This is a genomic window from Bacillus carboniphilus (assembly GCF_020524035.2).
In the GTDB taxonomy this organism is placed as follows: domain Bacteria; phylum Bacillota; class Bacilli; order Bacillales; family JAIVKR01; genus Bacillus_CC.
In genome coordinates this window covers 707,844-731,120 of the sequence record NZ_CP129013.1, presented here as the reverse complement: position 1 = coordinate 731,120, position 23,277 = coordinate 707,844, and the positions used below count along the sequence as shown (strand labels likewise).

22 protein-coding genes and 4 pseudogenes are annotated in these 23,277 nt (G+C 34.9%); 12 read left to right on the top strand and 14 right to left on the bottom strand.

The window, feature by feature from the left end; genetic code table 11:
- Positions 1-177 precede the first annotated feature (177 nt).
- Together LC087_RS03655 and LC087_RS03650 are read left to right on the top strand one after the other, a co-directional pair.
- Entirely contained in the window at positions 178-456 is a 279-nt protein-coding gene (locus LC087_RS03655) for a hypothetical protein (RefSeq protein WP_226539691.1), read from the top strand.
- Between the two features lie 177 nt (positions 457-633).
- Positions 634-2,109 (top strand): annotated as a pseudogene (locus LC087_RS03650) (aminotransferase class I/II-fold pyridoxal phosphate-dependent enzyme).
- Positions 2,110-2,228: 119 nt separating this feature from the next.
- Here the strand turns inward: LC087_RS03650 and LC087_RS03645 are convergent.
- The gene (locus tag LC087_RS03645; protein ID WP_226539693.1) at positions 2,229-2,360 is read right to left on the bottom strand and encodes a GapA-binding peptide SR1P; all 132 of its coding nucleotides are present in this window, start codon (positions 2,358-2,360) and stop codon (positions 2,229-2,231) included.
- A 284-nt stretch (positions 2,361-2,644) separates the two neighbouring features.
- On the opposite strand from LC087_RS03645, the gene LC087_RS03640 reads away from it, so the two are divergent.
- Positions 2,645-3,034: a DUF1885 family protein gene (locus LC087_RS03640; RefSeq protein ID WP_226539694.1), complete on the top strand. Its 390-nt coding sequence runs from the start codon at positions 2,645-2,647 to the stop codon at positions 3,032-3,034.
- A gap of 267 nt (positions 3,035-3,301) precedes the next feature.
- Positions 3,302-3,679, top strand: coding sequence for a hypothetical protein (locus LC087_RS03635; protein WP_226539695.1), 378 nt, complete (start codon positions 3,302-3,304; stop codon positions 3,677-3,679).
- An 80-nt stretch (positions 3,680-3,759) separates the two neighbouring features.
- Here LC087_RS03635 and lpdA read toward each other — a convergent pair whose 3' ends face one another.
- The 5 genes and pseudogenes from lpdA to LC087_RS03610 form a co-directional block, all read right to left on the bottom strand.
- On the bottom strand, positions 3,760-5,172 hold the full coding sequence (lpdA, locus tag LC087_RS03630; protein WP_226539697.1) for a dihydrolipoyl dehydrogenase: 1,413 nt from the start codon (positions 5,170-5,172) through the stop codon (positions 3,760-3,762).
- Between the two features lie 3 nt (positions 5,173-5,175).
- A complete protein-coding gene (locus tag LC087_RS03625) occupies positions 5,176-6,474 on the bottom strand; it encodes a dihydrolipoamide acetyltransferase family protein (RefSeq protein WP_226539699.1) in 1,299 nt (432 codons plus the stop codon).
- A 97-nt stretch (positions 6,475-6,571) separates the two neighbouring features.
- A complete protein-coding gene (locus LC087_RS03620; RefSeq protein ID WP_226539701.1) occupies positions 6,572-7,549 on the bottom strand; it encodes an alpha-ketoacid dehydrogenase subunit beta in 978 nt (325 codons plus the stop codon).
- A gap of 3 nt (positions 7,550-7,552) precedes the next feature.
- A pseudogene (gene pdhA, locus LC087_RS03615) lies at positions 7,553-8,668 on the bottom strand (pyruvate dehydrogenase (acetyl-transferring) E1 component subunit alpha).
- Between the two features lie 313 nt (positions 8,669-8,981).
- Positions 8,982-9,635, bottom strand: coding sequence for a YkyA family protein (locus tag LC087_RS03610; protein WP_226539703.1), 654 nt, complete (start codon positions 9,633-9,635; stop codon positions 8,982-8,984).
- 59 nt (positions 9,636-9,694) lie between these two features.
- Between LC087_RS03610 and LC087_RS19575 the strand changes: the two genes are divergently transcribed.
- A complete protein-coding gene (locus LC087_RS19575) occupies positions 9,695-9,904 on the top strand; it encodes a YjcZ family sporulation protein (RefSeq protein ID WP_371932648.1) in 210 nt (69 codons plus the stop codon).
- A 118-nt stretch (positions 9,905-10,022) separates the two neighbouring features.
- Positions 10,023-10,574: a peptide deformylase gene (gene def / locus LC087_RS03605; protein ID WP_226539707.1), complete on the top strand. Its 552-nt coding sequence runs from the start codon at positions 10,023-10,025 to the stop codon at positions 10,572-10,574.
- Between the two features lie 245 nt (positions 10,575-10,819).
- On the opposite strand, the gene LC087_RS03600 is transcribed toward def, so the two are convergent.
- Positions 10,820-11,596, bottom strand: a complete 777-nt coding sequence (locus tag LC087_RS03600) for a Cof-type HAD-IIB family hydrolase (RefSeq protein WP_226539709.1) — start codon at positions 11,594-11,596, stop codon at positions 10,820-10,822.
- A 480-nt stretch (positions 11,597-12,076) separates the two neighbouring features.
- Between LC087_RS03600 and LC087_RS03595 the strand changes: the two genes are divergently transcribed.
- From LC087_RS03595 to LC087_RS03585, 3 genes and pseudogenes are all read left to right on the top strand, one after another.
- Positions 12,077-12,286: a DNA-dependent RNA polymerase subunit epsilon gene (locus LC087_RS03595; protein ID WP_226539711.1), complete on the top strand. Its 210-nt coding sequence runs from the start codon at positions 12,077-12,079 to the stop codon at positions 12,284-12,286.
- Between the two features lie 4 nt (positions 12,287-12,290).
- Positions 12,291-13,960 (top strand): annotated as a pseudogene (gene rnjA, locus LC087_RS03590) (ribonuclease J1).
- A 177-nt stretch (positions 13,961-14,137) separates the two neighbouring features.
- On the top strand, positions 14,138-14,281 hold the full coding sequence (locus LC087_RS03585) for a hypothetical protein (protein ID WP_226539715.1): 144 nt from the start codon (positions 14,138-14,140) through the stop codon (positions 14,279-14,281).
- Here LC087_RS03585 and LC087_RS03580 read toward each other — a convergent pair.
- The 5 genes and pseudogenes from LC087_RS03580 to LC087_RS03560 form a co-directional block, all read right to left on the bottom strand.
- Complete coding sequence (locus LC087_RS03580) at positions 14,278-15,315, bottom strand: ABC transporter permease (protein WP_306020037.1); 1,038 nt, start codon at positions 15,313-15,315, stop codon at positions 14,278-14,280. The genes LC087_RS03585 and LC087_RS03580 overlap by 4 nt on opposite strands.
- Before the next feature lie 60 nt (positions 15,316-15,375).
- Positions 15,376-16,632 carry an ABC transporter permease gene (locus tag LC087_RS03575; protein ID WP_226539719.1) on the bottom strand — a complete coding sequence of 419 codons (1,257 nt, stop codon included), beginning with the start codon at positions 16,630-16,632 and terminating at the stop codon, positions 15,376-15,378.
- 15 nt (positions 16,633-16,647) lie between these two features.
- Complete coding sequence (locus tag LC087_RS03570) at positions 16,648-17,583, bottom strand: ABC transporter ATP-binding protein (protein ID WP_264189853.1); 936 nt, start codon at positions 17,581-17,583, stop codon at positions 16,648-16,650.
- Between the two features lie 123 nt (positions 17,584-17,706).
- Positions 17,707-18,344: pseudogene (locus LC087_RS03565) on the bottom strand (response regulator transcription factor).
- A 4-nt stretch (positions 18,345-18,348) separates the two neighbouring features.
- Entirely contained in the window at positions 18,349-19,275 is a 927-nt protein-coding gene (locus LC087_RS03560; RefSeq protein WP_226539722.1) for a sensor histidine kinase, read from the bottom strand.
- A 464-nt stretch (positions 19,276-19,739) separates the two neighbouring features.
- On the opposite strand from LC087_RS03560, the gene LC087_RS03555 reads away from it, so the two are divergent.
- The 3 genes from LC087_RS03555 to LC087_RS03545 all read left to right on the top strand — a co-directional run bounded on the left by LC087_RS03555 (position 19,740) and on the right by LC087_RS03545 (position 22,257).
- Positions 19,740-20,447 (top strand): ABC transporter ATP-binding protein, encoded by a 708-nt coding sequence (locus LC087_RS03555; protein ID WP_226539724.1) that lies wholly within the window; start codon positions 19,740-19,742, stop codon positions 20,445-20,447.
- A 2-nt stretch (positions 20,448-20,449) separates the two neighbouring features.
- Positions 20,450-21,469 carry an ABC transporter permease gene (locus LC087_RS03550; protein WP_226539726.1) on the top strand — a complete coding sequence of 340 codons (1,020 nt, stop codon included), beginning with the start codon at positions 20,450-20,452 and terminating at the stop codon, positions 21,467-21,469.
- Between the two features lie 137 nt (positions 21,470-21,606).
- Positions 21,607-22,257: a TetR/AcrR family transcriptional regulator gene (locus LC087_RS03545; protein ID WP_226539727.1), complete on the top strand. Its 651-nt coding sequence runs from the start codon at positions 21,607-21,609 to the stop codon at positions 22,255-22,257.
- A 144-nt stretch (positions 22,258-22,401) separates the two neighbouring features.
- Here LC087_RS03545 and LC087_RS19570 read toward each other — a convergent pair whose 3' ends face one another.
- A complete protein-coding gene (locus LC087_RS19570) occupies positions 22,402-22,494 on the bottom strand; it encodes a putative holin-like toxin (protein WP_226539728.1) in 93 nt (30 codons plus the stop codon).
- A 126-nt stretch (positions 22,495-22,620) separates the two neighbouring features.
- Entirely contained in the window at positions 22,621-23,277 is a 657-nt protein-coding gene (locus LC087_RS03540; protein WP_226539729.1) for a potassium channel family protein, read from the bottom strand.

The window sequence follows — 23,277 nt, the reverse complement described above, 5'->3', positions numbered from 1 at the left end:
AGTAGAGTACTATTTTAAACTCTAATGAAGAATGTACCTAAAAAGGGTGGTTTAATGAATATACAAGAAGAAATAAAACTTTTAAGATATCAAATCAGGTTGCTACACATGATGAATAAAAATAAATCCTTCCCCTTCTATACTTTTGTCTTAACTCATAATATCACGGAGGAACAAGTGAATGTATTATTGTCTGTCCTGACAATTTTTGAACACAAATATTTGACTAAGGATTCAAAAGATCAGAAGTTTTCTGAAGAAGACAAGAAAATAATTGAAGATTCTCTTTTATCATTTGAAGAGTTAAAACAAGCGGATATATGCCTTTATGATTTTGAAAATCAATTAAAGAAAATTTTCACAGAAAACACATTTGATTATAGACATTTATCCATGTCTTTAGTTAAGCAAGGAGTTCATGAAGAATTATTAACAAAATTGTATGAAATGAAATAATTATTCTTTTAAATATCACCTCTTTGCCCAATAACCAGGGCTTTTTTATTTTTTCTTCTTTTCAATTGATAGGTGAAAATGCTATAATTCTTTTGCTTTTAATTGATGCATTGTTTAAAGTTATTTATCAACAATAAGATCAAGAAATGTTTTTACTATTAGAAGGTGGGAAAATAATTGTCACAATACGAAACACCCTTATTTACAGGGCTTTTACAACATATAAACAAAAATCCGATTCAGTTCCATATTCCTGGACATAAAAAAGGTGCAGGGATGGACCCTCAATTTACAGAATTTATCGGGGAAAATGCTCTTGCAATGGATTTAATAAATATTGGTCCTTTAGATGATCTTCATGCACCACATGGGATGATCAAGGAAGCTCAAACGCTAGCTGCGGAAGCATTTGGTGCAGACTACTCATTTTTTTTCTGTACAAGGAACAAGCGGCGCGATTATGACGATGGTCATGACGGTTTGCGGACCTGGGGACAAAATCATCGTTCCAAGAAATGTCCACAAATCGGTCATGTCCGCTATTGTTTTTTCAGGGGCAATCCCTATCTTCATACATCCAGAAATTGATGATGAATTAGGCATCTCACATGGAATTACGATAGATGCCGTTGAAAAATCTCTTAAGCAAAACCCTGATGCAAAAGGCTTATTAGTAATTAATCCAACCTATTTTGGTGTATCTGCCAATTTAAAAAGAATTGTTGAGCTTGCTCATGAATATAATATCCCGGTACTTGTTGATGAAGCACATGGAGTTCATATTCATTTTCATGATCAATTGCCCTTATCAGCCATGCAAGCAGGAGCCGATATGGCTGCCACGAGTGTTCACAAACTCGGTGGATCTATGACACAAAGTTCAGTATTGAATATTAAAGAAGGGTTTGTCACTCCCGAACGTGTTCAAGCCATTTTAAGTATGTTAACAACAACTTCAACATCGTATTTACTTTTAGCATCTTTAGATGTAGCAAGACGAAGACTTGCAATTGAAGGAAAAGAATTACTCGATCAAACAATCTCTTTAGCAAATAATACGAGAACGAAAATTAATCAAATCCCTTTAATTAATTGTATTGGAGAAGAGATTCTTCAGAAGAGAGCAGCTCATGATTATGATCCTACTAAGCTCATTATATCTGTGAAAGAGCTTGGCATAACAGGTTATGATGTCGAGATATGGTTGCGAGAAAAATATAATATCGAGGTAGAGCTATCTGACCTTTACAATATTTTATGTATTATCACTCCAGGAGACCGTAAAGAGGACACAGAGGTATTAGTTGAAGCCTTAGCTAAACTTTCTAAGGAAAATATTCAGCCCTCAATGGAACAGAGAAAAACAAAGGTGTTGCTCCCCCTGATATTCCCGTTCTCTCTTTAACACCTAGAGATGCTTTTTATGCAGAAACTGAGAGTATTCCTTTTGAACAATCAGCTGGAAGAATTATTGCTGAGTTTATAATGGTTTATCCGCCTGGAATCCCAATTTTTATTCCAGGAGAAATCATTACAGAGGATAACTTAAACTATATAAAAGAAAACATTCAAGCGGGACTACCTGTTCAAGGTCCCGAAGACCCCTCGTTAAATCATTTAAAAGTGATCAAAGAACATAGAGCAATAAAATAAGAAAGGCGCAAGCGCGCGTCTAACGAGGACAACTAGGATCTATTAAAAAATAAGAAGCATTCAACTTTTAGTGGCTGAATGCTTCTCTTCCCTTTGTTTGACCCTGAAAATTTTTTGCTTTATAACTCGTCAACGTGAGTTTCGACACATTGGTCATGACTGTCTTCACATTTCCCATAAAGAACCGTTACTTTTTCATCTTCAAAATGACTAACCGTGCTATTACAATGTTGACAAACAATCGTTCCCATTCCATCTACCCCTTTACCACTTTTTAGATTACTATTTTTCCTCTCAAACGACTGACCTACAACACTATTTAACTTTAACTATATAATAATGTATCACATTTACTTCGTCAAGCCCAAATTGTATAACACATTAAAGGAAAAGCGGAAGCGCACGTTTATCGATAAAATACAAGTGAAACCTCATTATAATAAATGGAACAGTAAAGTTTACAGGCTGTATTAATTGAATAATAATTTCCATTGTATTACAATGAAACTATTAAAATGAGAGTAGGTGTCAACCTATGCAGCAATCCTACATTATGCTTTGTGATCATAATGAAACTGTAACAATTAATAAGATTACAGAATTACTACACCACTACAAAGAAATAACAAATAAACTAAGTAAACAGTTAAACTGGGAATATGAACCTCGTGCGTTTCCATACACCATTAAAATAAGTCATACTGATCAAATTATTCTAGAAGCTACATCCCTTCCATATAAAAAAATCTTCATAGAACTTTCTCCTAAAAGAAATCAAACTGGCCATATGATTCAATTTACATTAACGGAAGAGTCTACTTTTGCAGATAAAGGAAAAGCAAATGAGCTTATTAAGATTATTGGGAAAAAATTAAAAGGCAAAATCGTTTTATTTAATGGGAGGACCATTCGTGATTACATGTGATATTGTTATATCTTTCACTATTCAAAAAACGATAAAATCTTATCATTTTTGTAACAAATAGGTTACAAAAAAAGGATTTTGTAGAAAACATGGTAAAATTGGATTACAAGCATCCAAATAGGAACGTATTAATAAGCAAAAAGCTTTTTATTTTTTACGTTTATCACTATTCCATATTATTATATAAATTTTTGTTTTCTTTAAGATAACATGCTTCGATATACATATACTAGGATGATTGGATAGATTAAATGAGGTGAATCACGCATGGACCGTTTTTTTATCCCTTTGATTGCCATAGCTATTATTTTATCAGGCTGCAACGATCAAAAACTTGCTAAAACGAACGACACTCATGAAATTGTTTATTATCGTTCAGATAGTCACGATAATATAGTTTATGACGAAGCTCTAATTGACATAAAAGATCAATACCCTAAAGAAGTAAGTATTGAAATTTTTTATGAAAATCAATTAGAAGAAGACCCTTACCATGTAAAGACCTTTCCTTCTTTATACGTTGTAAAAAATGAAGAAGTCCTTGTAAAAATAAGAGGTGAGATAAAAGAAGAAAAAGAAATTATTGAAAAAGTGCAGCAAATACTTGTCCCAGAAAAAGAATCACAAATAGAAAGTAATAAATGAGAATTCGTATAACTTTATACGAGCTACGTTTGACTATATGACAAAAAAGGCAGAAACTTAAGTTTCTGCCTTTTTTGTGATTATTTTATAATATGAACAGGGTTCCCAATAGCAACCTCTGCTGCTTCCATGGTGATTTCACCAAGAGTAGGATGAGCATGAATGGTTAGAGCAATATCTTCTGCTGTCATACCAGCTTCAATCGCTAATCCTAATTCCGCAATCATGTCAGATGCGTTAGGTCCCGCAATTTGCGCACCAATTAAAAGCCCATCTTCTTTACGAGTTACAAGCTTTAAGAATCCATCTGTTGAATTTAAAGAAAGCGCACGGCCGTTAGCTGCAAACGGGAACTTAGAAGTAGCTACATCTAAACCTAAATCTTGTGCTTCTCTTTCTGTATACCCAACTGAAGCTAATTCCGGCTCAGAAAACACAACTGCAGGTATTCCATGATAGTCGATTTCGGAAGCTTCTCCAGCAATCGCTTCTGCCGCAATTTTCCCTTCATAAGATGCTTTATGAGCTAGAGGTGGTCCTTCAACAATATCTCCAATAGCATAAATGCTTGAAACACTCGTACGACATTGTTTATCAATGTTTACAATTCCTCTTTCAGACATTTCAACACCGACTTGATCTAATCCAAGTTCATCCGTATTCGCTTTTCTTCCAACCGTAACGAGAACATAATCCGCTTCAACTGTTTCTTCTTTTCCATTCACTTCATATGTTATAACTACGCCATCTTCTGACTCTTGAACACCTTTAGCCATGGCTTTCGTAAAGATTTCGACGTTCCCTTTTTTCTTCAGGTTACGCTTCACTATTGAACTCATTTGTTTTTCAAAACCTGATAATATATCATCAGCAGCTTCTAATATAACAACTTCTGTATCAAAATTAGCATATGCTGTACCAAGTTCGGTTCCGATATATCCGCCACCAATGACAACTAGCTTCTTCGGAATTTCCTTTAAGTTTAATGCACCTGTAGAATCAATTACGCGCTTCGAAAACTTAAAGTTAGGAATTTCAATTGGGCGTGAACCAGTTGCTATAATTGCATTCTTAAACTTATATGTTTGAGCAGAGTTTTCATCCATCACACGTACTGTGTTCTCATCTACGAAATAAGCTTCACCTTTCACGATATCAACTTTATTTCCTTTTAAAAGACCATCTACTCCACCCGTTAACTTATTTACAACACTCATTTTCCATTCTTGAACCTTTGTGAAATCTACTTTTACATTTTCAGCAGTAATCCCTATGTCTTCAGAGTGTTTTGCATGTGCATAGCGATGACCTGCAGAAATTAAAGCTTTAGAAGGAATACAACCTACGTTAAGACATACTCCACCTAGTTCTCCTTTTTCTACAATTGTCACTTTTTGACCTAATTGTGCAGCACGAATAGCCGCTACATATCCCCCTGGACCTGCGCCAACAACGAGCGTATCTGTTTCAATCGGAAAATCTCCTACAACCATTTATTATGCCTCCATTAAAATTAATTGTGGATCATTAAGCAAACGTTTAATATGATTTAGCGCATTTTGTGCTGTCGCACCATCAATCATACGGTGGTCAAAGCTTAATGATAAAGCTAATACTGGAGCTACAACAATCTCACCGTCATTAACAACTGGTTTCTCTGCAATGCGTCCAATACCTAAAATTGCGACTTCAGGATGATTAATTACAGGAGTAAACCATTGTCCACCAGCTGAACCAATATTGGTGATCGTACAGGATGCACCTTTCATCTCTGCAGATTGAAGCTTGCCATCTCGAGCTTTTGTCGCAAGTTCATTTATTTCGCCTGAGATTTCAAAAATTGCTTTACTATCTGCATGCTTTACAACAGGTACTAATAATCCTTTATCTGTATCAGCAGCAATCCCGATATTATAATAATGTTTTTGAACAACTTCATCTGTGTTGTCATCAAGAGAAGTATTTAACATAGGATATTTTTTCAATGCAGATGTTAACGCTTTTACAACGTAAGGTAAATAAGTAAGTTTAACTCCTTGATCAGCAGCTACTTGTTTAAAGGCTTTGCGATGCGCCACAAGATTTGTTACATCTACTTCATCCATTAATGTAACGTGAGGAGCCGTATGTTTAGAGTTCACCATTGCTTTAGCGATAGCTTTTCTCATTCCACTTAGCTTTTCACGTGTTTCAGGGAAATCACCTTCAAGTTTTGGCGCACTTACAGGTTCTGCTTCTTTTTCTTCTGTTTTAGGAGTTTCTATCTCTACTTCTTTTTCTGGAGTTTCTTTCGTTACATCATGAGATTCTCCAGATAAATAAGTATCAATGTCATCCTTTAATACTCGTCCATTTTCACCAGATCCCGTTACTTTCTGGATATTCACACCATGATCGCGAGCATATTTTCGTACAGAAGGCATCGCAATCACTCTACGAGAGGAATCTTCTTCTTTGCTTTCCTCTTCAGGAGTTGATTCTACTTGTTTTTCCCCTTCTGGTTCCTGCTTAGTCTCTTCTTCCTCTTCTCCACCTTTAAATTGTAAATCTTCGTAACCAGGTGCATCAAAAGATACGATAACTTGACCGACAGTTGCAACTTCACCTTCGCTCACTTTTAATTCTAATACTTTTCCTTTCACAGGAGAAGGAATTTCTACCACTGCTTTATCATTTTGCACTTCCGCTAGCACATCATCTTCATCAATTTCTTGACCTGGCTGAATAAACCATTTAACGATTTCACCTTCGTGAATTCCCTCACCAATGTCTGGTAATTTAAATTCAAATGACACTCTTTTCGACCTCCTATTAGTTGGATAGGAGGGTATCTAAAAATGTGATCTTTGAGTAGATCATATTTAAGACACCCTTATATCTAAATCATTATTGTTAAAAATTAAGAACTTTCTTCGCAGTCTCAAGTACATCCTTGTGATTAGGTAACCATACACCTTCAGCAGATGAAAACGGATAGACTGTATCTGGAGCCGTCACTCTTAAAACTGGAGCTTCTAAACTTAAAATGGCGCGGTCATTTATTTCAGCAACAACATTTGCTGCAATTCCAGCTTGTTTTTGTGCTTCTTGAACAACAATCGCACGATTTGTTTTTTCAACAGACTTGATAATCGTTTCGATATCAAGTGGACAAACTGTACGTAAATCAATTACTTCGACAGAATATCCTTCTTCTTGTAATTTTTCTGCTGCTTTTAATGATTCATGAACCATGGCACCATAGGAAACAATCGTTAAGTCAGTTCCTTCACGTTTCACGTCCGCTTTTCCAAGTGGTAACGTATATTCTTCTTCAGGAACTTCTTCTCTAAAGGAACGATAAAGTTTCATATGCTCTAAAAAGATAACTGGGTCATTATCACGAATAGATGAAATTAATAATCCTTTTGCATCATACGGAGTTGATGGAATAACCACTTTTAATCCAGGTTGCTGAGCCATTAATCCTTCTAAACTATCCGCATGAAGCTCTGGTGTATGAACCCCACCACCAAATGGAGAACGAATCGTAACTGGGGAAGTCCAACGTCCACCTGAGCGATAACGCATTCTTGCCATTTGCCCTGAAATGGAGTCCATTACTTCAAAAACGAAGCCAAAAAACTGGATTTCTGGTACTGGTCTGTAATCTTGAAGAGCTAAACCTATCGCTAAGCCACCGATACCTGACTCCGCTAGGGGCGTATCAAATACTCTGTCTTCTCCAAATTCTTTTTGCAAACCTTCTGTTGCGCGAAAAACTCCACCGTTTACTCCCACATCTTCACCAAACACTAATACGTTAGGATCGTTTTTAAGCTCCGTTCGTAACGCATCAGTGATTGCTTGAATCATTGTCATTTGCGCCATCGCTTACTTCGACTCCTTTTCTGTATATTTTTCAAATTGTTCTTTTAAAGAAGCTGGCATTTCTTCATACATAATATTCATTAAATCGGTTACCTTCTGTTTAGGTGCCCCATCTGCCTTTTTGATCGCTTCTTTTATTTCTTCTTTTGCTTGTTCGATCACTTCGTTTTCTTGTTCCTCTGTCCAAAGACCTTTTGATTCTAAATAAGTTCTTAGTCTTACAATTGGGTCCTTGGCTTCCCATTCATTATCCAAGTCTTTCGTACGATAACGAGTAGGATCATCTCCAGCCATTGTATGAGGTCCGTAACGATATGTAAGCATTTCTATCAAGGTCGGTCCTTCACCATTTATCGCACGCTCTCTCGCATCTGAAACAGCCGCATAAACAGCTAACGGATCCATACCATCCACTTGAATTCCATAGATTCCTGGCTGCAACCGCTTTTTGGGCAATGGTTTCAGCAGCAGATTGCTTTTCAACTGGAGTTGAAATTGCAAAACGGTTGTTTTGTACAACAAAGATTGCTGGGGCTTTAAAGGCACCAGCGAAGTTAATTCCTTCGTAGAAATCACCTTGTGAACTCCTCCATCACCTGTGTAAGTAATCGCTACTGCTTTCTTTCCTCTCTTCTTCAGCCCAAGTGCCACTCCAGCGGTTTGAACATATTGAGCACCTATAATGATTTGTGGAGAAAGAGCATTTAAGTCCTCAGGCATTTGGTTCCCTTGATAATGTCCGCGTGAGAATAAAAAGGCTTGGTATAAAGGAAGTCCGTGCCAAATTAATTGTGGTACATCACGATATCCAGGTAAAATGAAGTCTTCTTTTTCCAATGCAAATTGAGAAGCAATTTGTGAAGCTTCTTGTCCTGCTGTTGGTGCATAGAATCCTAAACGCCCTTGTCTATTTAAAGAAATCGAACGTTGGTCTAATACTCGTGTATAAACCATTCTCTTCATTAATTTTGTTAATTGCTCATCAGTCAAATTCGGCATTGCCGCTTCATTGACAATTTCACCAGCTTCATTTAGTACTTGAAGCATTTCAAATTGCTTGCTAATATCTTTAAATTGCTTTTCGCTATCAAATAACGCTTTTTTTGTTTTAGCAGCCATCTGTTCCATCTCATCCTTTCGTTTATTCATTTAATGTTCAATAAATTGAACTAAAGTCCCTTATTCACAGCAATAGGTTACCCGAAAATCAATAATATGACACAAGAGCAACCTAAAATGTTTGAATACCTTATTTATTTTGTTGATCTGTACTAATAATAAAAAGAAAAAAAATAATACAACTATCAACTCATTGTTTAGTTTACATCATACAAAAACCCTGCGTCAAATGATTTGTATCTTATATATATAATTATTTTTAATTTCTGTATTAGTACACAAAAAGATTCTGTTATACTATAGTTATGTTTATTTATTCTTCTTCTATTACCTGTAAATCTATCATTTCATAGAAATTCATTTTTGCCTCATTATACTGTTGAGTGTAATCGTTGAAAAGTTGATTGTCTTCAATGATCTCTTTATACTTTCCATTTATTTTTTGTAAGACATCATCGATCTCTTCTATTGCAGCATCTTCTTGTTTAAATAAGTTGTAAAGCTCTTCTTCAAGTTTAAGGACCTCTCGATAGTGAGTAGCTAGGGAGTCATGAACTTCATAACGTTGATTCATGATATCGATTGTTTTTTGTAATTGGTCTGTTTGGTCCTCCTCTTCTATTTCATCAATTTTATCCTCAACCTTAGAAAACTCTTCTTTCGACTCTTCAATACTATCTATTTCTGATTGTAAGATCTCCTCGCGTTTACTTATATTAGTCAAGGCTTTATCAGACAATTCCTCTATTTGTTCTTGTTGGTCATTTCCAAGTTCGACAAGATTATTATAAATTTCGTTTTCTTTCTTCTCTAATTCAACCCTTGGTTCTTGCTCCTCTTGAAATCCTTTTTCAATAGCAACAACTTGTTCAAAAATATCGTAAATTTCTTTTGCTGGATCATCGTTTGCACAACTCATTAGCATGGTAGTACACAATAATAAAACTACATATATTCGTTTTTTCATATTCACAAATCCCCTTACCTTTTAGCATCAATGTTTTGTTACCTTCTTTATATAGACGAATGTCTATACACATTTGCCCCTATCCCATACATTATAGTAGACGTTCTCACAAGTCAAAAGGAAGCAGTGATCGTTTAATGTATAATCCATATGGGCATTACGAGTATCCTTACGCATATTCTATAAGTGAAAGATACGGAAAAACATTTGTATTAATTGTTGTCTTATTTATTTTATTGGTGATCATCGGGTTCACCATCCTATCTTAATGATATTCAAATGGGGATAGTGAGACCCTCTCTATCCCTTTTAGATAATTGTAAGTTGCTGTTTTAATCATATTGCCGATATAATGGAATAGTTATACGTAAGTAAAGGAGTGGTCAAATGATTACAATGGAAGACATTATTGAAGAAGGGCATCCAACTTTAAGAGAAATAGCAAAAGAGATTCCTCTTCCTGCTTCTGATGAAGATAAAAAAACATTAACCAAGATGATGGAATTTTTAAAAATGAGCCAAGACGATGAACTCGCTCAAAAATACAACCTCAGACCTGGTGTTGGAATTGCTGCACCACAAATCAACATCCCTAAAAGAATGATTGCTGTTTTAGCATCAGATGAAAAAGGAAACGAGCATGAATATGCCATGATTAATCCGAAAATAATCAGCCACTCTGTGGAAAAAGCCTATTTAAAAGGGGGCGAAGGCTGCTTATCTGTTAACAGAACAGTCCCTGGCTATGTTCCACGTTATGCGCGCATCCGTGTAAAAGCAACTTCTCTACAAGGAGAGCCTATCGATATTCGTCTAAAAGGGTACATAGCCATTGTTGTGCAACATGAAATAGACCATTTAAACGGTGTGATGTTTTACGATCATATTAATCAAGAAAATCCATTTCACGAGCCAGAAAATGCGAACGCAATTGAATAAACTATCATCTACTTATTTTTTACCTTAAAATGAAAAATTCAGAAACAACATAGAAAAGGTGTCCCCCTATAGGACACCTTTTCAATTTAATCGTTAACAAAACGCTATATGTTCCTTTAAATATTGAACTCAGACTTTTAACATTTTCCGAAAGAGTTGAACCTTTCAAAAAAAAAAAAAAATAAAAAGAGCCAACCAATCATTTGTCATCCCTTTTAACAAGTTCATTTACTCTTTTAAAAACGTTATTCAATTAACCCTAACTTCTTTAATCCGTACTCAATTCCATGTTCATCGACAGGTTTTGTTACCATATCAGCAACATTTTTAAGCTCCAGAACAGCATTTCCCATCGCCACACCATTTCCAACAAATTCGATCATTTCAAGGTCGTTTAGTCCATCACCAAAAGCATAAACATCTTCTTTAGGGATTTTCAGCCTCTCTAATAGATGTTTAATTCCCTCTGCCTTTGAACCACCTATAGGTAATATATCAGTTGCATATTCGTGCCAACGAATAATATGAAAGTCTTGATAATCTCGTCTGTATTCTAATTCCTCACCATCTTGACAAAAAAGTAACGTTTGATAAATGGAACTTGATTGATGATAATGAGGAAGATGTTCTGGATGATTAAAAAGTAAAGAACCCATGCTTTCATGGATATACTTATGATCATAAACAGTTGCTTTCATATCCTCATGACTCATAAAGACTAAAGGATGATTTCTTTCTTCTGAATATAATCGCAAACTTTCCAGTTTCCTTTCAGAAAGAGGGTTTTCATAGGCGATATTTCCTTCAAAAACGACAAATTGTCCGTTAAAGCTCACAAAAGAATCGATACCAAGTTCTGAACGTATATCTTTAAACATAAAAGGAGCCCTACCTGTAGAGATTGCTACATAATGTCCGTTTTCTTTTAGTTTGTCTATCGCATATTTTGTACTATTAGGTATTTTTTTTTCATGGTCAAGAAGTGTTCCATCTATATCAAAAAATATCACTTTTTCACTCATAAACATTCTCCTATCATTTAATTGTCATTTGTACGGACAACTCAAACTAATACCCATTCATGATAGCATAACAATAAAGAGAATGAATAGTTGACAAAGTAAAATGCTCATTCCATTATTCCCCATGAAATCCATTGGCATATTCGCATATACTAGAAATAAGGAATATAATCAAAATCAATAGGACGAACTCTTATAATTGAGGTGATTAAACGTGCTAAAGAAATTACGTAAAAGAATAAGAAAGCAGTGGAAAAATATTTTGAATCGTAAAACAATTGCTTAAATAGTTGTTCACCTTATATCCCCCAATAATTGGGGGATCCCTTTCAATAGTTAATTTTTTAAGTGTTTATCACCATTAACACGAGATTTTTTCATGGTTTCTCAAGTTTTGTCATGTCATCCTTTTCTTTATTGCACATTTCTAATATAATAGTTAAAGCGAGTAACATACGGTAGCTAAGGAGAGAATTGGAAATGATTTTTAAAGTTTACTATCAATACCCTGCAAAGGAAGTACCTGTACGTGAAAGAACAAACACGATTTATGTTGAAGCGGAGTCTGACCGTGAGGTAAGAATCAAATTAAAAGATAAAAATTATAATATTGAACACATTGAACGTGTAACCGGGAACTATTTAGATTACGAAAAAAATAATGAAAACTTTAAAGTATTGGAGATTTGATGGAATGAAATTTGTTAAGAACGATCAAGTAGCAACATTTGCCCTAGGAGGACTAGGAGAAATCGGAAAAAACACGTACGGTGTTCAATTTCAAGATGAAATTATTTTAATCGATGCCGGAATTAAATTTCCAGAAGATGAATTATTAGGAATCGATTATGTTATTCCTGATTATTCCTATTTAATTAATAATCAAGATAAAATTAAAGGTCTTTTTATTACGCACGGACATGAAGATCATATCGGTGGAATACCTTACTTGCTACGAGAAATAAATATTCCTATTTATGGTGGGAAATTAGCCATTGGCTTAATTCGTAACAAACTAGATGAACATGGCTTATTGAGAAGAGCAAAATTAAATGTCATTTCTGAAGATGATGTTATTAAATTTAGAAAGACCGCTGTTACTTTTTTCAGAACAACTCATAGCATTCCAGATTCATATGGCATTGTGGTGAAAACTCCTCCTGGAAACATTGTTCACACAGGAGACTTTAAATTTGATTTCACGCCAGTCGGCGAACCAGCAAATTTAACGAAAATGGCTGAGATCGGTAAAGAAGGAGTACTATGCTTATTATCGGATAGTACAAACAGTGAAATCCCTGAATTTACGATGTCTGAACGAAGAGTTGGCGAAAGCATTCAAGAAATATTCCGTAAACACAACGGAAGGATTATTTTTGCTACGTTTGCTTCAAACATCCACAGGCTTCAACAAGTAGTTGAGGCTGCTGTCGAGCACGGTAGAAAAGTTGCTGTTTTTGGTAGAAGTATGGAAGCTTCCATTGAAATTGGACATAATTTAGGTTACATTCGTTGCCCTAAAGATACCTTCATAGAAGCAAATGATATCAACCGTCTACCAGCTCTCACAAAGTAACCATCCTTTGTACCGGTAGTCAAGGAGAACCTATGGCCGCCTTATCAAGGATTGCCAATGGTACACATAGGCAGATTCAAATTATCCCTGGCGATACGGTTGTCTTTTCTTCTTCTCCGATTCCAGGAAACACGATTAGTGTCAGCCGGACAATTAACCAGCTTTTTAGAGCAGGGGCTGAGGTAATTCATGGATCATTGAACGATATTCATACTTCTGGTCACGGGGGTCAAGAGGAACAAAAATTAATGCTTAGGCTAATTAAACCTAAATATTTCATGCCTATTCACGGTGAATATCGTATGCAAAAAATGCATGCCAAATTAGCCGTAGATTGTGGTGTACGAGATGAAAACTGTTTTATTATGGATAACGGTGAAGTTCTAGCCATAGGTCAAAATAATGCTTCAGTTGCCGGAAAAATTCCATCGGGTTCAGTCTATATTGATGGAAGTGGAATTGGAGATATCGGAAATATTGTTTTAAGAGACAGAAGAATTTTATCTGAAGAAGGGCTCGTTGTAGTAGTGGTAAGCATTAATATGAAGGAGTTTCATATTGCCTCAGGACCTGACATTATCTCAAGAGGCTTCGTTTACATGAGAGAGTCGGGAGACTTAATTAACGATGCACAGGACCTGATTACGAAACATTTAAACAAAGTGATGGAAAGACGAACGTCTCAATGGTCAGAAATTAAAAACGAAATTACCGACACGTTAGCACCATTCTTGTATGAAAAAACGAAAAGACGTCCAATGATCTTGCCAATTATAATGGAAATATAAGCAATAAGGAAAAGCGACTCAATTGGGTCGCTTTTCCTTTGCCATTAAACCGACACATTCAGAAGCGATTTGAAGAAATAATCAAGTCTCTTCTATTGCTTTTTACCATTTCAAGGTATACAATTATTCTAACTGACTAGTCAGTCAATTCATCTATTCAGAAAGGCAGTGTGACTTATGACTCCTTCTTTAAAAAGCATCGTTGAAAACCTAAAAAAACAAGGTGTACAAGCGGATGTTATTCAATTCTCCAAGAAAAATATCACCTATTTACTAAACGTTCAGAATAACAAAAAGCAGTTAATGGCTATTGAAAACTAATGCCTTTTCTCTACTAAATTAATCCCAATTCCCATCATCACAACCGTCATTAAAATTAATATAGTGGTAGGCTCCAGTAAATCCATCCATCCATATTGATAAAGAGTTGCACCCTTTAACATTTCCATCCCATAGGTTAATGGCAATAAATCGGCAACAAATAACAAAGCCTTATTTTCAACAATTTCAATCGGCCAATATGCCCCACTTATCATTGCCATACTAACGGATACTAACGGAATCACAACGTTGAATTGCCTCATATTTTTAACAAGACCACTAATCAACATGGATAGAGCAATAATGGATAATAAATACGGTATAATGAGCAACAAGGTAGAGTAAAATGTACCGTAAAAATCGATATCCAATACATATTGAAAGACACTAAATATTATTAATACTTGAAGATAGCCAACAAAGAAACTATACAAAAACGTTGAAACGTAAATCTTCCATTTAGACGTTTTTGATAAAATTAAACGATCCCAAATTCCAAGTTCTTTTTCTCTTAATATATCTACCACGCTATAAGAAATGGTATACATAACAAAGAATAAGGAGAAGCCAAAAATGGCTTGAAGGTTAGCATCATAAATAATACCATCTTCGCCTTGAAAGCTTGTTTTCTCAATATCAAAGCTTTCCTGTGATGTTAATTGATCATAAAGCACCTGAATACTATCTTCATCCTTCTCTGGCATTGTTTCGGTGAGCTGCTCGATCTGCTCCATTTCTAAGTATATATGGTTTAAGTATTGAATAATGATTGGTTGCTTATCTGTTTCTACTATTTGTTGTATCGTGTATTCTTTTTCTTTGAGTATGACTCCCTGCTGAGCTTGATTGTTTTCTAACATTTCTTTCAGCTCTTTTTCTTCAACTAGCTCAATCATAAACACATCTTCTTTATTTAATTGTTCAATGATATGATTCGTCTCTTCTTGCGGTAGTTCAGAAACTACTGGTAAAGGAATGAGCTGTTGACTTCCTCCCCCCATTAAAAAAGCAAACGCGATACTTACAGCCGTCAACAATATAAAGCTTAATGGGTTTTCGATATAAAATGGCTAGTTTAGCTCTTAGTATCCCATTCATCCTTGCCTCCTCCTCTCCGGAACAATCATGACCGTCGCAACTAATAACAATACCCCTGTTCCTAGAAGAACATATAACTGATTTGCATAAGAGCTCATTTCAAATCCTTGTAACGCTTTTAAGTAGGCCGTCATAGCCGCTCCATTGGGCGTCAAATTCCCTAAAAAGCCAATGACATCTGGCATTTGACTTGTAGGATAAAAACTTCCTCCTAAAAAAGCGAAAACAGTTGCAATGGTTGAGCTAAACAAATTGGATACGGCTACTGAATTCAAGGAGTAGTTAATTGCACTTAATAAAGTTGATACGCCTCCTACCGCAAAGCAAAGAGAAAGAGTAATTAGAAAATACGAAGTAAAATTCGGCCATGAAATATCATATAATAGGGCAGTTACTCCGTAAAGAAGTGAAAGTTGAACAAAGGATAAAATCATAGACGATATAAAAATACTTATAAAATACAACCATTTTGAAACCCCCGATAACATGATCCGATCATAAATATGAATGTCCTTTTCCATGAAAGCATAAGCTCCCATTGAGGATGCAATATAAAGTACAAACATGACGCTCATCCCAACCGTGTAGTAGCTTTTCGAATCAATTGAGCCTGAAGTGGACAGGGATTCAATGGTTGGAGAAGCCATTTCTACTTCTTGGAAAGATATCCCTTCTGCTTGCAGATTTAAGTAATAAGAGTATTCAGTTTGAAATTGTTCCAAAATATCATTAATAATTGAGGAATAAAGTGATTGTCCTTCATTTAATAAAATGCTTAGTTGCGGAAGTTCTGCCGTTTGTAGTAGTTGATTTTTCACAAACAAAATGGTGAAGTCTTCTGGGATTTCAATGATGGCTGAATACTCGTCATCTGCTTTCACCTCATTAACCTCTTCTGAGTCTATTTGATCTACATTGATCATTTTATTTAATTGTTGATCTTCTGAAATCATGTTTTGAAAAACAGCGATCGGATTTTTTTCCAAAAGTACACTCAAAACCTGGTCAGCTTCTTCTTGCGTCATCCCTCCTTCTTTCATCAAAAATGATGTCAACTCTTCGGCATCCACTTCTTTTGAGTGATCCGCTATGGCTATGTCTATTGTTAACTCTGATGAATCATTATCTTGAAGCCCTCCTAAAGCTGATCCTAAAATAAAGATCAGTACGAAAGGCATCGCTAATAAGATAATGAACTCTGAACGATTTCTGATAACAAGTAAAAGTTGTTTCTTAATAAGTTGGGCAAGCATCATAATCACCTCCAGTTAATCTCGTAGCTTCCGCCCTGTTAAATGTAGAAATACATCTTCAAGAGTTGGAGAATTTAATTGAACAGAGGATATGATAATCTCCTCTTCTTTCGCTATTTCAAAAATTTCTGCAAAAATATGTTCTTCGATTGGAACTAGCAAAGATAGTTTATGTTCTTTAACCTTTACTTCTTTAATGGCTTCAAGAGACTGTAAACGTTCAATAAACTCTGATTTAACCGTTAAAACTTGCAATTCAATCGTTTGCTCATTTGAAATAATCGTTTTTAACTCTTCCTTTGTTCCAGAAGCAATGATTTTCCCTTGATCCATAATATAAATTCTGTCACAAAGATACTCAACTTCTTCCATGTAATGACTTGTATATAAGACCGTAATTCCCTTTTCACTATTTAGACGTTTGACTGTTTCTAAAATATAGTTTCTAGATTGCGGGTCAATCCCAACTGTAGGTTCATCCATGATCAGTAATTCCGGATCATGAAGGAGCGCTACCCCGATATTTAGACGTCTTTTCATTCCACCTGAGTATTTTTCAACCACATCTTTTTGACGATTGTCTAAGCCTATTAACGTTAATACTTCATCAATTTTTTCTTGAAGAGATTTCCCAGATAACCCTTGAATTCTTCCAAAGAATAGCAGATTCTCCCTCGCGTTCAATTCATTATACAAGGCGATTTCTTGAGGAACGATCCCTAATTTTTTTCTTAATATTTGTGGGTGTTCAATAACGCTTTCATTATTCAATCTCACATCTCCATCAGTAGGATGAATTAAAGTTGAAATCATGGAAATGGTTGTTGACTTCCCTGCTCCATTCGGACCTAATAGGCCCACTGTCTCTCCTTTCTCAAGAACCATATTCACTTTGTCTACTACGTTTTTTTGTTTATAAGCTTTCGTTAATTCAACCGCTTCAATAATCATGTCTATAAACCTCCTTATCAAGTAACTATCTTTATATTAATCTTTTCCTTTTTTAGCGAGTAGTACCTCGAGTCATTAAGTGAAGAAGATTCGTATGACTTAAGTCATATTCCAAACTATGTGTTAAATTAAGTCATTCTTTATCGCAAAAATAGCTAATTGTGTTCGATCCCTTAATTCAAGCTTATGTAAAATATGAGTCAAGTAATTTTTTACCGTCCCCACAGATAAATGAAGTTCTTCCGCGATTTCTCGATTTGTTTTCCCTTCGCCTATTAATTTACAAATGGATTTTTCTCGATCGGTGAGCTCATCGACTTTTGAAGAAGTTATCCTGTTTTGTGTTTGTAACAATTTCGGCATCACCTTTGCTGCTACTTCATCATTTAAAGAGAGACCCCCATTTAAGGAACTATGCATCGCTTCTAGCAGCTGCGTGGGGTTCGCAGTCTTTAACATAAACCCGTTTGCTCCTTCTTTAAGAGTTGCATGGCATATTCATCATCATTAAAAGTCGTTAAAATAAGAATTTTGACATGGGGCCATTGCTGTTTAATCTGTTTTGTCGCATCAATCCCATTCATTTTCTCCATTCGAATGTCCATCATAATTAGATCTATATGGTACGCTGACATTTTTTCAATTGCTTCTAAACCATTGCCTGCTTCAGCAACTACTTGAAAGGAAGAGTCTTGTTCAATCATCATTTTTAATCCTTCTCTAACAATAAGTTGATCCTCAACTAGTAATATTTTTTTCATTTCGTTATTCTCCCCCCACTGGAATAATAGCATTTAAATAAAATTGTTCATTTTCTTGGCTTACATATAGCCGTCCACCTAATTCTTTCACCCGCTTATCCATGTTCGTGAGGCCAAAGCCTTTGACTAGTGGTTTCTGATTGTGCAGTTTATTAGTTACTTTTATAGATAAATCATTCGTTGCTGTTTTCTTTAAGCTTACTTCCACTTTTTGTGTAAAACCGTGCCTTAAGGCATTCGTAATCGCTTCTTGAATAACTCGATAAACCGTAACATTAATCTCGTTTGAAAATCTTTGAGATAAAACACCGCTTCCCATGTTAAAGTCAACTTGAATATGACTCTCAGATTCTAGTTTTTTTATTAATTGTAAAACAGACTCTAGTCCAATTATTTCTTGGTTTGATAAGGTTCTTACTGCATTTCTCGTTTCCTCTAAAGATTCTTCGGCCAATTGTTTAAGATTCATTAATTCTTTTGTTGGTTGCTGTAAGATCAACATTTGAATTTGCATCAGTAATGCGGTTAATTTATGTCCAACTGTGTCATGAATATCTCTTGTCACTTTTGCTCGTTCTTCTATTCGAACAAGCTGTTCATTGGCAAAGGACTTTCGTTTTAATAATCGATACTCTCCTAACAACCCTTTGTATAATTCGTCTTTTTCTTCTAATTGTTGGACACTTTCATTACAGTGAAAGGAAAACATCAACATGATCGCGTATAAAAGGAAAGATAAAGGAGTTGGATTGAGTAAGAGCACAGCACCCCATTGTATTCCTGCGAACCATAAAAAAGTCATAAATTGTTTTCTTTTTAATTCAAACACAGATTCTAATAATAAAAAAATAAATAACATGGTTGATATGTATTCATTTTTCTCAAGAAAAATGGCATACAAAGCCACTATCGATAAAAGTAAAGTTAACAATGGTATCTTGTTCGAAAAAAGGGGTAAAAGGAAATAACATAGACTGAAGCAGATGATAAATAGGAGAAGAAAAAGCCATTCTCTTTGATTGAAAGTAGAAATAAAAAAAGGGCTAATGAATAAACATGACAAAAAAGAGAGTTTTAAAAAAAATTTAACCATATTTTCAATCCTTTTTATTTTAAAATAGCAAACTACCCTTAAGTTTACCAGAAAGGTTATTAAAAATGGAAGATTCACTTAAGCTGTTTGTTAAGGTTTCACAACGAATACTTAGAAACTCAATCTTCGTGCTAAAAATATATAATTAAAAAGCCAAGAGTGTTCATATATATGAACACTCTTGGCTTTAACTTTTATCAAAATTTGATCAAAAATGAGTGATTACTCACTAAACCCATGATATACTATAACTATTAATGAGTGATTACTCACTTTTTATATTCCGGAGGTGTTTTGCTATCATGATTCATATTGATCACGTTTCTAAACAATTTGGGAAAAAAAGCGTCCTAAAAGAGATTAGTTGTTCCGTCAATCAAGGAGAAATCTTTGGTCTTCTCGGTCCTTCTGGTTCTGGAAAAACAACGCTAGTCAAACTCATAATGGGAATGGAAAAACAAGATCAAGGAACCATTAAAATTGATGGGTTAACAGTCCCTAATTTAAAAATTTCAAAGACTGTTGGTTTCATGTCTCAATCAGATGCCCTTTATGAAGATTTAACTGCATTTGAGAACCTCGTGTTCTTTGCATCTCTATATGGAATGAAACGAAAACATGCCAAAGAAAGAATTTCAATCGTTATGGATCTAGTCGGATTATTCAATGATATTTATACAAAGGTTTCTGCTTATTCCGGAGGTATGAAGCGGAGACTCTCTTTGGCAATCTCACTTCTTCACGAGCCAAACATTTTAATTTTAGATGAACCAACTGTAGGTATAGACCCCCTAATGAGAAAAACGATTTGGGAAGAGCTAAATCAGTTGCGTAAAAATGGTGCATGTATTCTTCTCACCACCCATGTCATGGATGAAGCTGAAAAATGCACCAAAATTGCAATGCTTCGTGATGGACACTTGCTTACTGTTGGAACACCTGAGCAGATTAAACAACAAGAAAAGGTGTCCTCCATTGAGGAAGCTTTCTTGTCATTAGGAGGGAAGTAAAGATGAAAATTGTAGCTTTAATTTCTAGGATCATTCGTCAGTTTGTTAGAGACCCACGAACGTTAGCGTTAATGCTCATTGCACCAATATTTATCCTAACACTTATTAATCTTGTTTTTACAAGTGGAGAAACTACTTATGAAATTGGATACGAAGATGCTGATGAAACATCGGTAGAAAATCTTGATCACGATAACTTTACCTTTTCAAGTTATGATAAAACTAAGCCAAAAGAAGCAATAATTGAACATAATCTAGATGCTTTTATAAGCTTAGATGATAAGGAGATTATTATTACTCTTGAAGGGTCCGATCCAACGACTAGTAAAGCCATTATTTCATTAATAGCGAGTTCAGTTAATAATGGAGGTCAAGCTAATGCCGAGCCTACAATCAATTATATATACGGATCAGCAGATATGGATTTATTTGATTCCATTGGTCCTGTTTTAATTGGTTTTTTCATTTTTTTCTTTGTATTTTTAATTGCAGGTGTTTCGTTTCTAAGAGAAAGGACTACTGGTACATTAGAACGATTACTTTCTACTCCTATTCATCGATATGAACTGGTTTTCGGATATATTTTTGGTTTTGGGATTTTCACCCTCTTCCAAACGACCATTATCACATGGTATTCCATTTACATCTTAGACGTCATGCATGAAGGTTCATTTTTATATGTCTTATTCATTTCCCTACTTCTTTCTTTAACTGCTTTAACATTAGGTACCTTACTATCAACTTTTGCAAATAATGAGCTTCAAATGATGCAGTTTATTCCGATTATTGTCATACCACAAGTTTTCTTTTCAGGACTTTTCCCATTAGATTCAATGGCTGACTGGCTTGCATCTTTAAGTGTGATCATGCCTTTAACGTATGGAGCAAGTGCGCTTGAAGAGGTCATGATTAAAGGCAATGGATTTGAAGCATTTTCAACTGAAGTGTATGTCTTAGTTGGATTTACTGTTTTATTTGCTTGTTTAAATATCTTTGCCTTAAAAAGATATCGAAAAATCTAGATTGAGTATAAACTAAGTGTTTGTTAATATTATGGTCAGTATCTCTTCTAGTCTCTTCCTAGAAACGTCAAATAAAGCGCTCTCCTTGCACTTTAACTGTATGATAGAACGCATAATGATTGTTAGGAGTAAAAAACATGTCAGAAAATAATTTTAAAGAATGGTACAATTCTAGTCAAACAAAACCAATGAGTGAAAAACAACAGAAAATTGTAGATGCAGCAATTGAGATTTTTTCAGAAAAAGGGTTTTCTGCAACATCGACAAGTGAGATTGCAAAAAAAGCAGGGGTAGCTGAAGGAACGATTTTTCGTCACTATTCGACTAAGAAAAACCTTTTATTATCAATTGTCATGCCTGCTATGACAAATTATATCGCTCCTTTTTTAACAAAATCATTTGTTGCAGAAGTTTTCCAGCAAGAGCATTCAAGTTATGAAGGCTTCATTCGAACAATCCTGCAAAATCGTTATGACTTTGTAAAAGAGCACCTTTCCGTTTTAAAAATTTTTGCTCAAGAAGTCTTTTATCATGATGAATTACAAGACCAATTTAAAGAAACTTTTACAGAAGAAGTGTATCCTAAATTTCTTGATGTCATTGTACACTTTCAAGAAAAAGGTGACATTATTGATGTATCACCTCAAATCGTTTTGCGCATGACAATGACTACCTTAATAGGGTTTATCATTTCGAGATTTATTGTTTTGCCAAATAATGATTGGGATGATGATTTGGAAATGGAAAAAACCATTCATATTCTTATAAGCGGACTAAAAAAACGATGAATTATTCACTGACAATGTGATAAAATAATGGGGGAAGTAAATACCATAGGTGCTAGGAACACCTATGGCAGCAAATAATAACGGTTCCCTTAAAGGGTATCGGCTAGAAAATAGGCCACATTCTGTCAAGTTACTATGGGTGGTCTATTTTTTACGTTCAAAAGACAAAATAAAGATGATCAATGTAGCAAAAGAAATCATCAACGTCAAGCTTTCAAAAACAGACACGAAAGGCATCCCCCCTTTCATAGGGGATTAGCCGATTCCTAAAACGGACCCATTATTCACAATATGATTATAGCATACAAAAGGACAAGAACATATGATCTTATTTTCCTGTTCTAAAGGTTTCGTTTATAGACTTTATAATACCCTTTTTTCAAATCGATGAATGTCACTATCCGCCCCTATAACGATTAAAATATCTTCTTTTTGAATGGGGTCCTCTGCTTGCGGAGAAACGATAATTTCACGTCCTCTTTTAATGGCGACAATATTAATTCCATAATTGGCACGAATATCAAGTTCAATCAATGTATTTCCAGCTAGTTGGTCACTAGCAACAATTTCAACAATACTATGTTCATCAGAAAGCTCTAAGTAATCTAGAACATTGTTAGAAATAATGTTATGAGCAATTCTTTTACCCATATCTCGTTCAGGATGAACAATGTGATCCGCTCCAATTTTTGATAATACCTTTTCATGATAATCATTTTGGGCTTTTACTGTAATCTTTTTCACGCCTAATTCTTTTAAAATTAACGTGGTTAAAATACTTGCTTGTATATTGTCTCCGATTGCAACGATGACATGGTCAAAATTTCTGATGCCAAGACTTTTTAACACCATTTCATCTGTAGAATCTCCTACAACTGGATGAAAAGCGATATTCGCAAATTCATTAACCTTATCTTCATCCTTGTCAATAGCTAATACTTCCATCCCTTCTTCGCTTAAGGCTTTACAAATACTTCCTCCAAAACGCCCCAGTCCAATTACTGCAAACTCTTTTTTCAT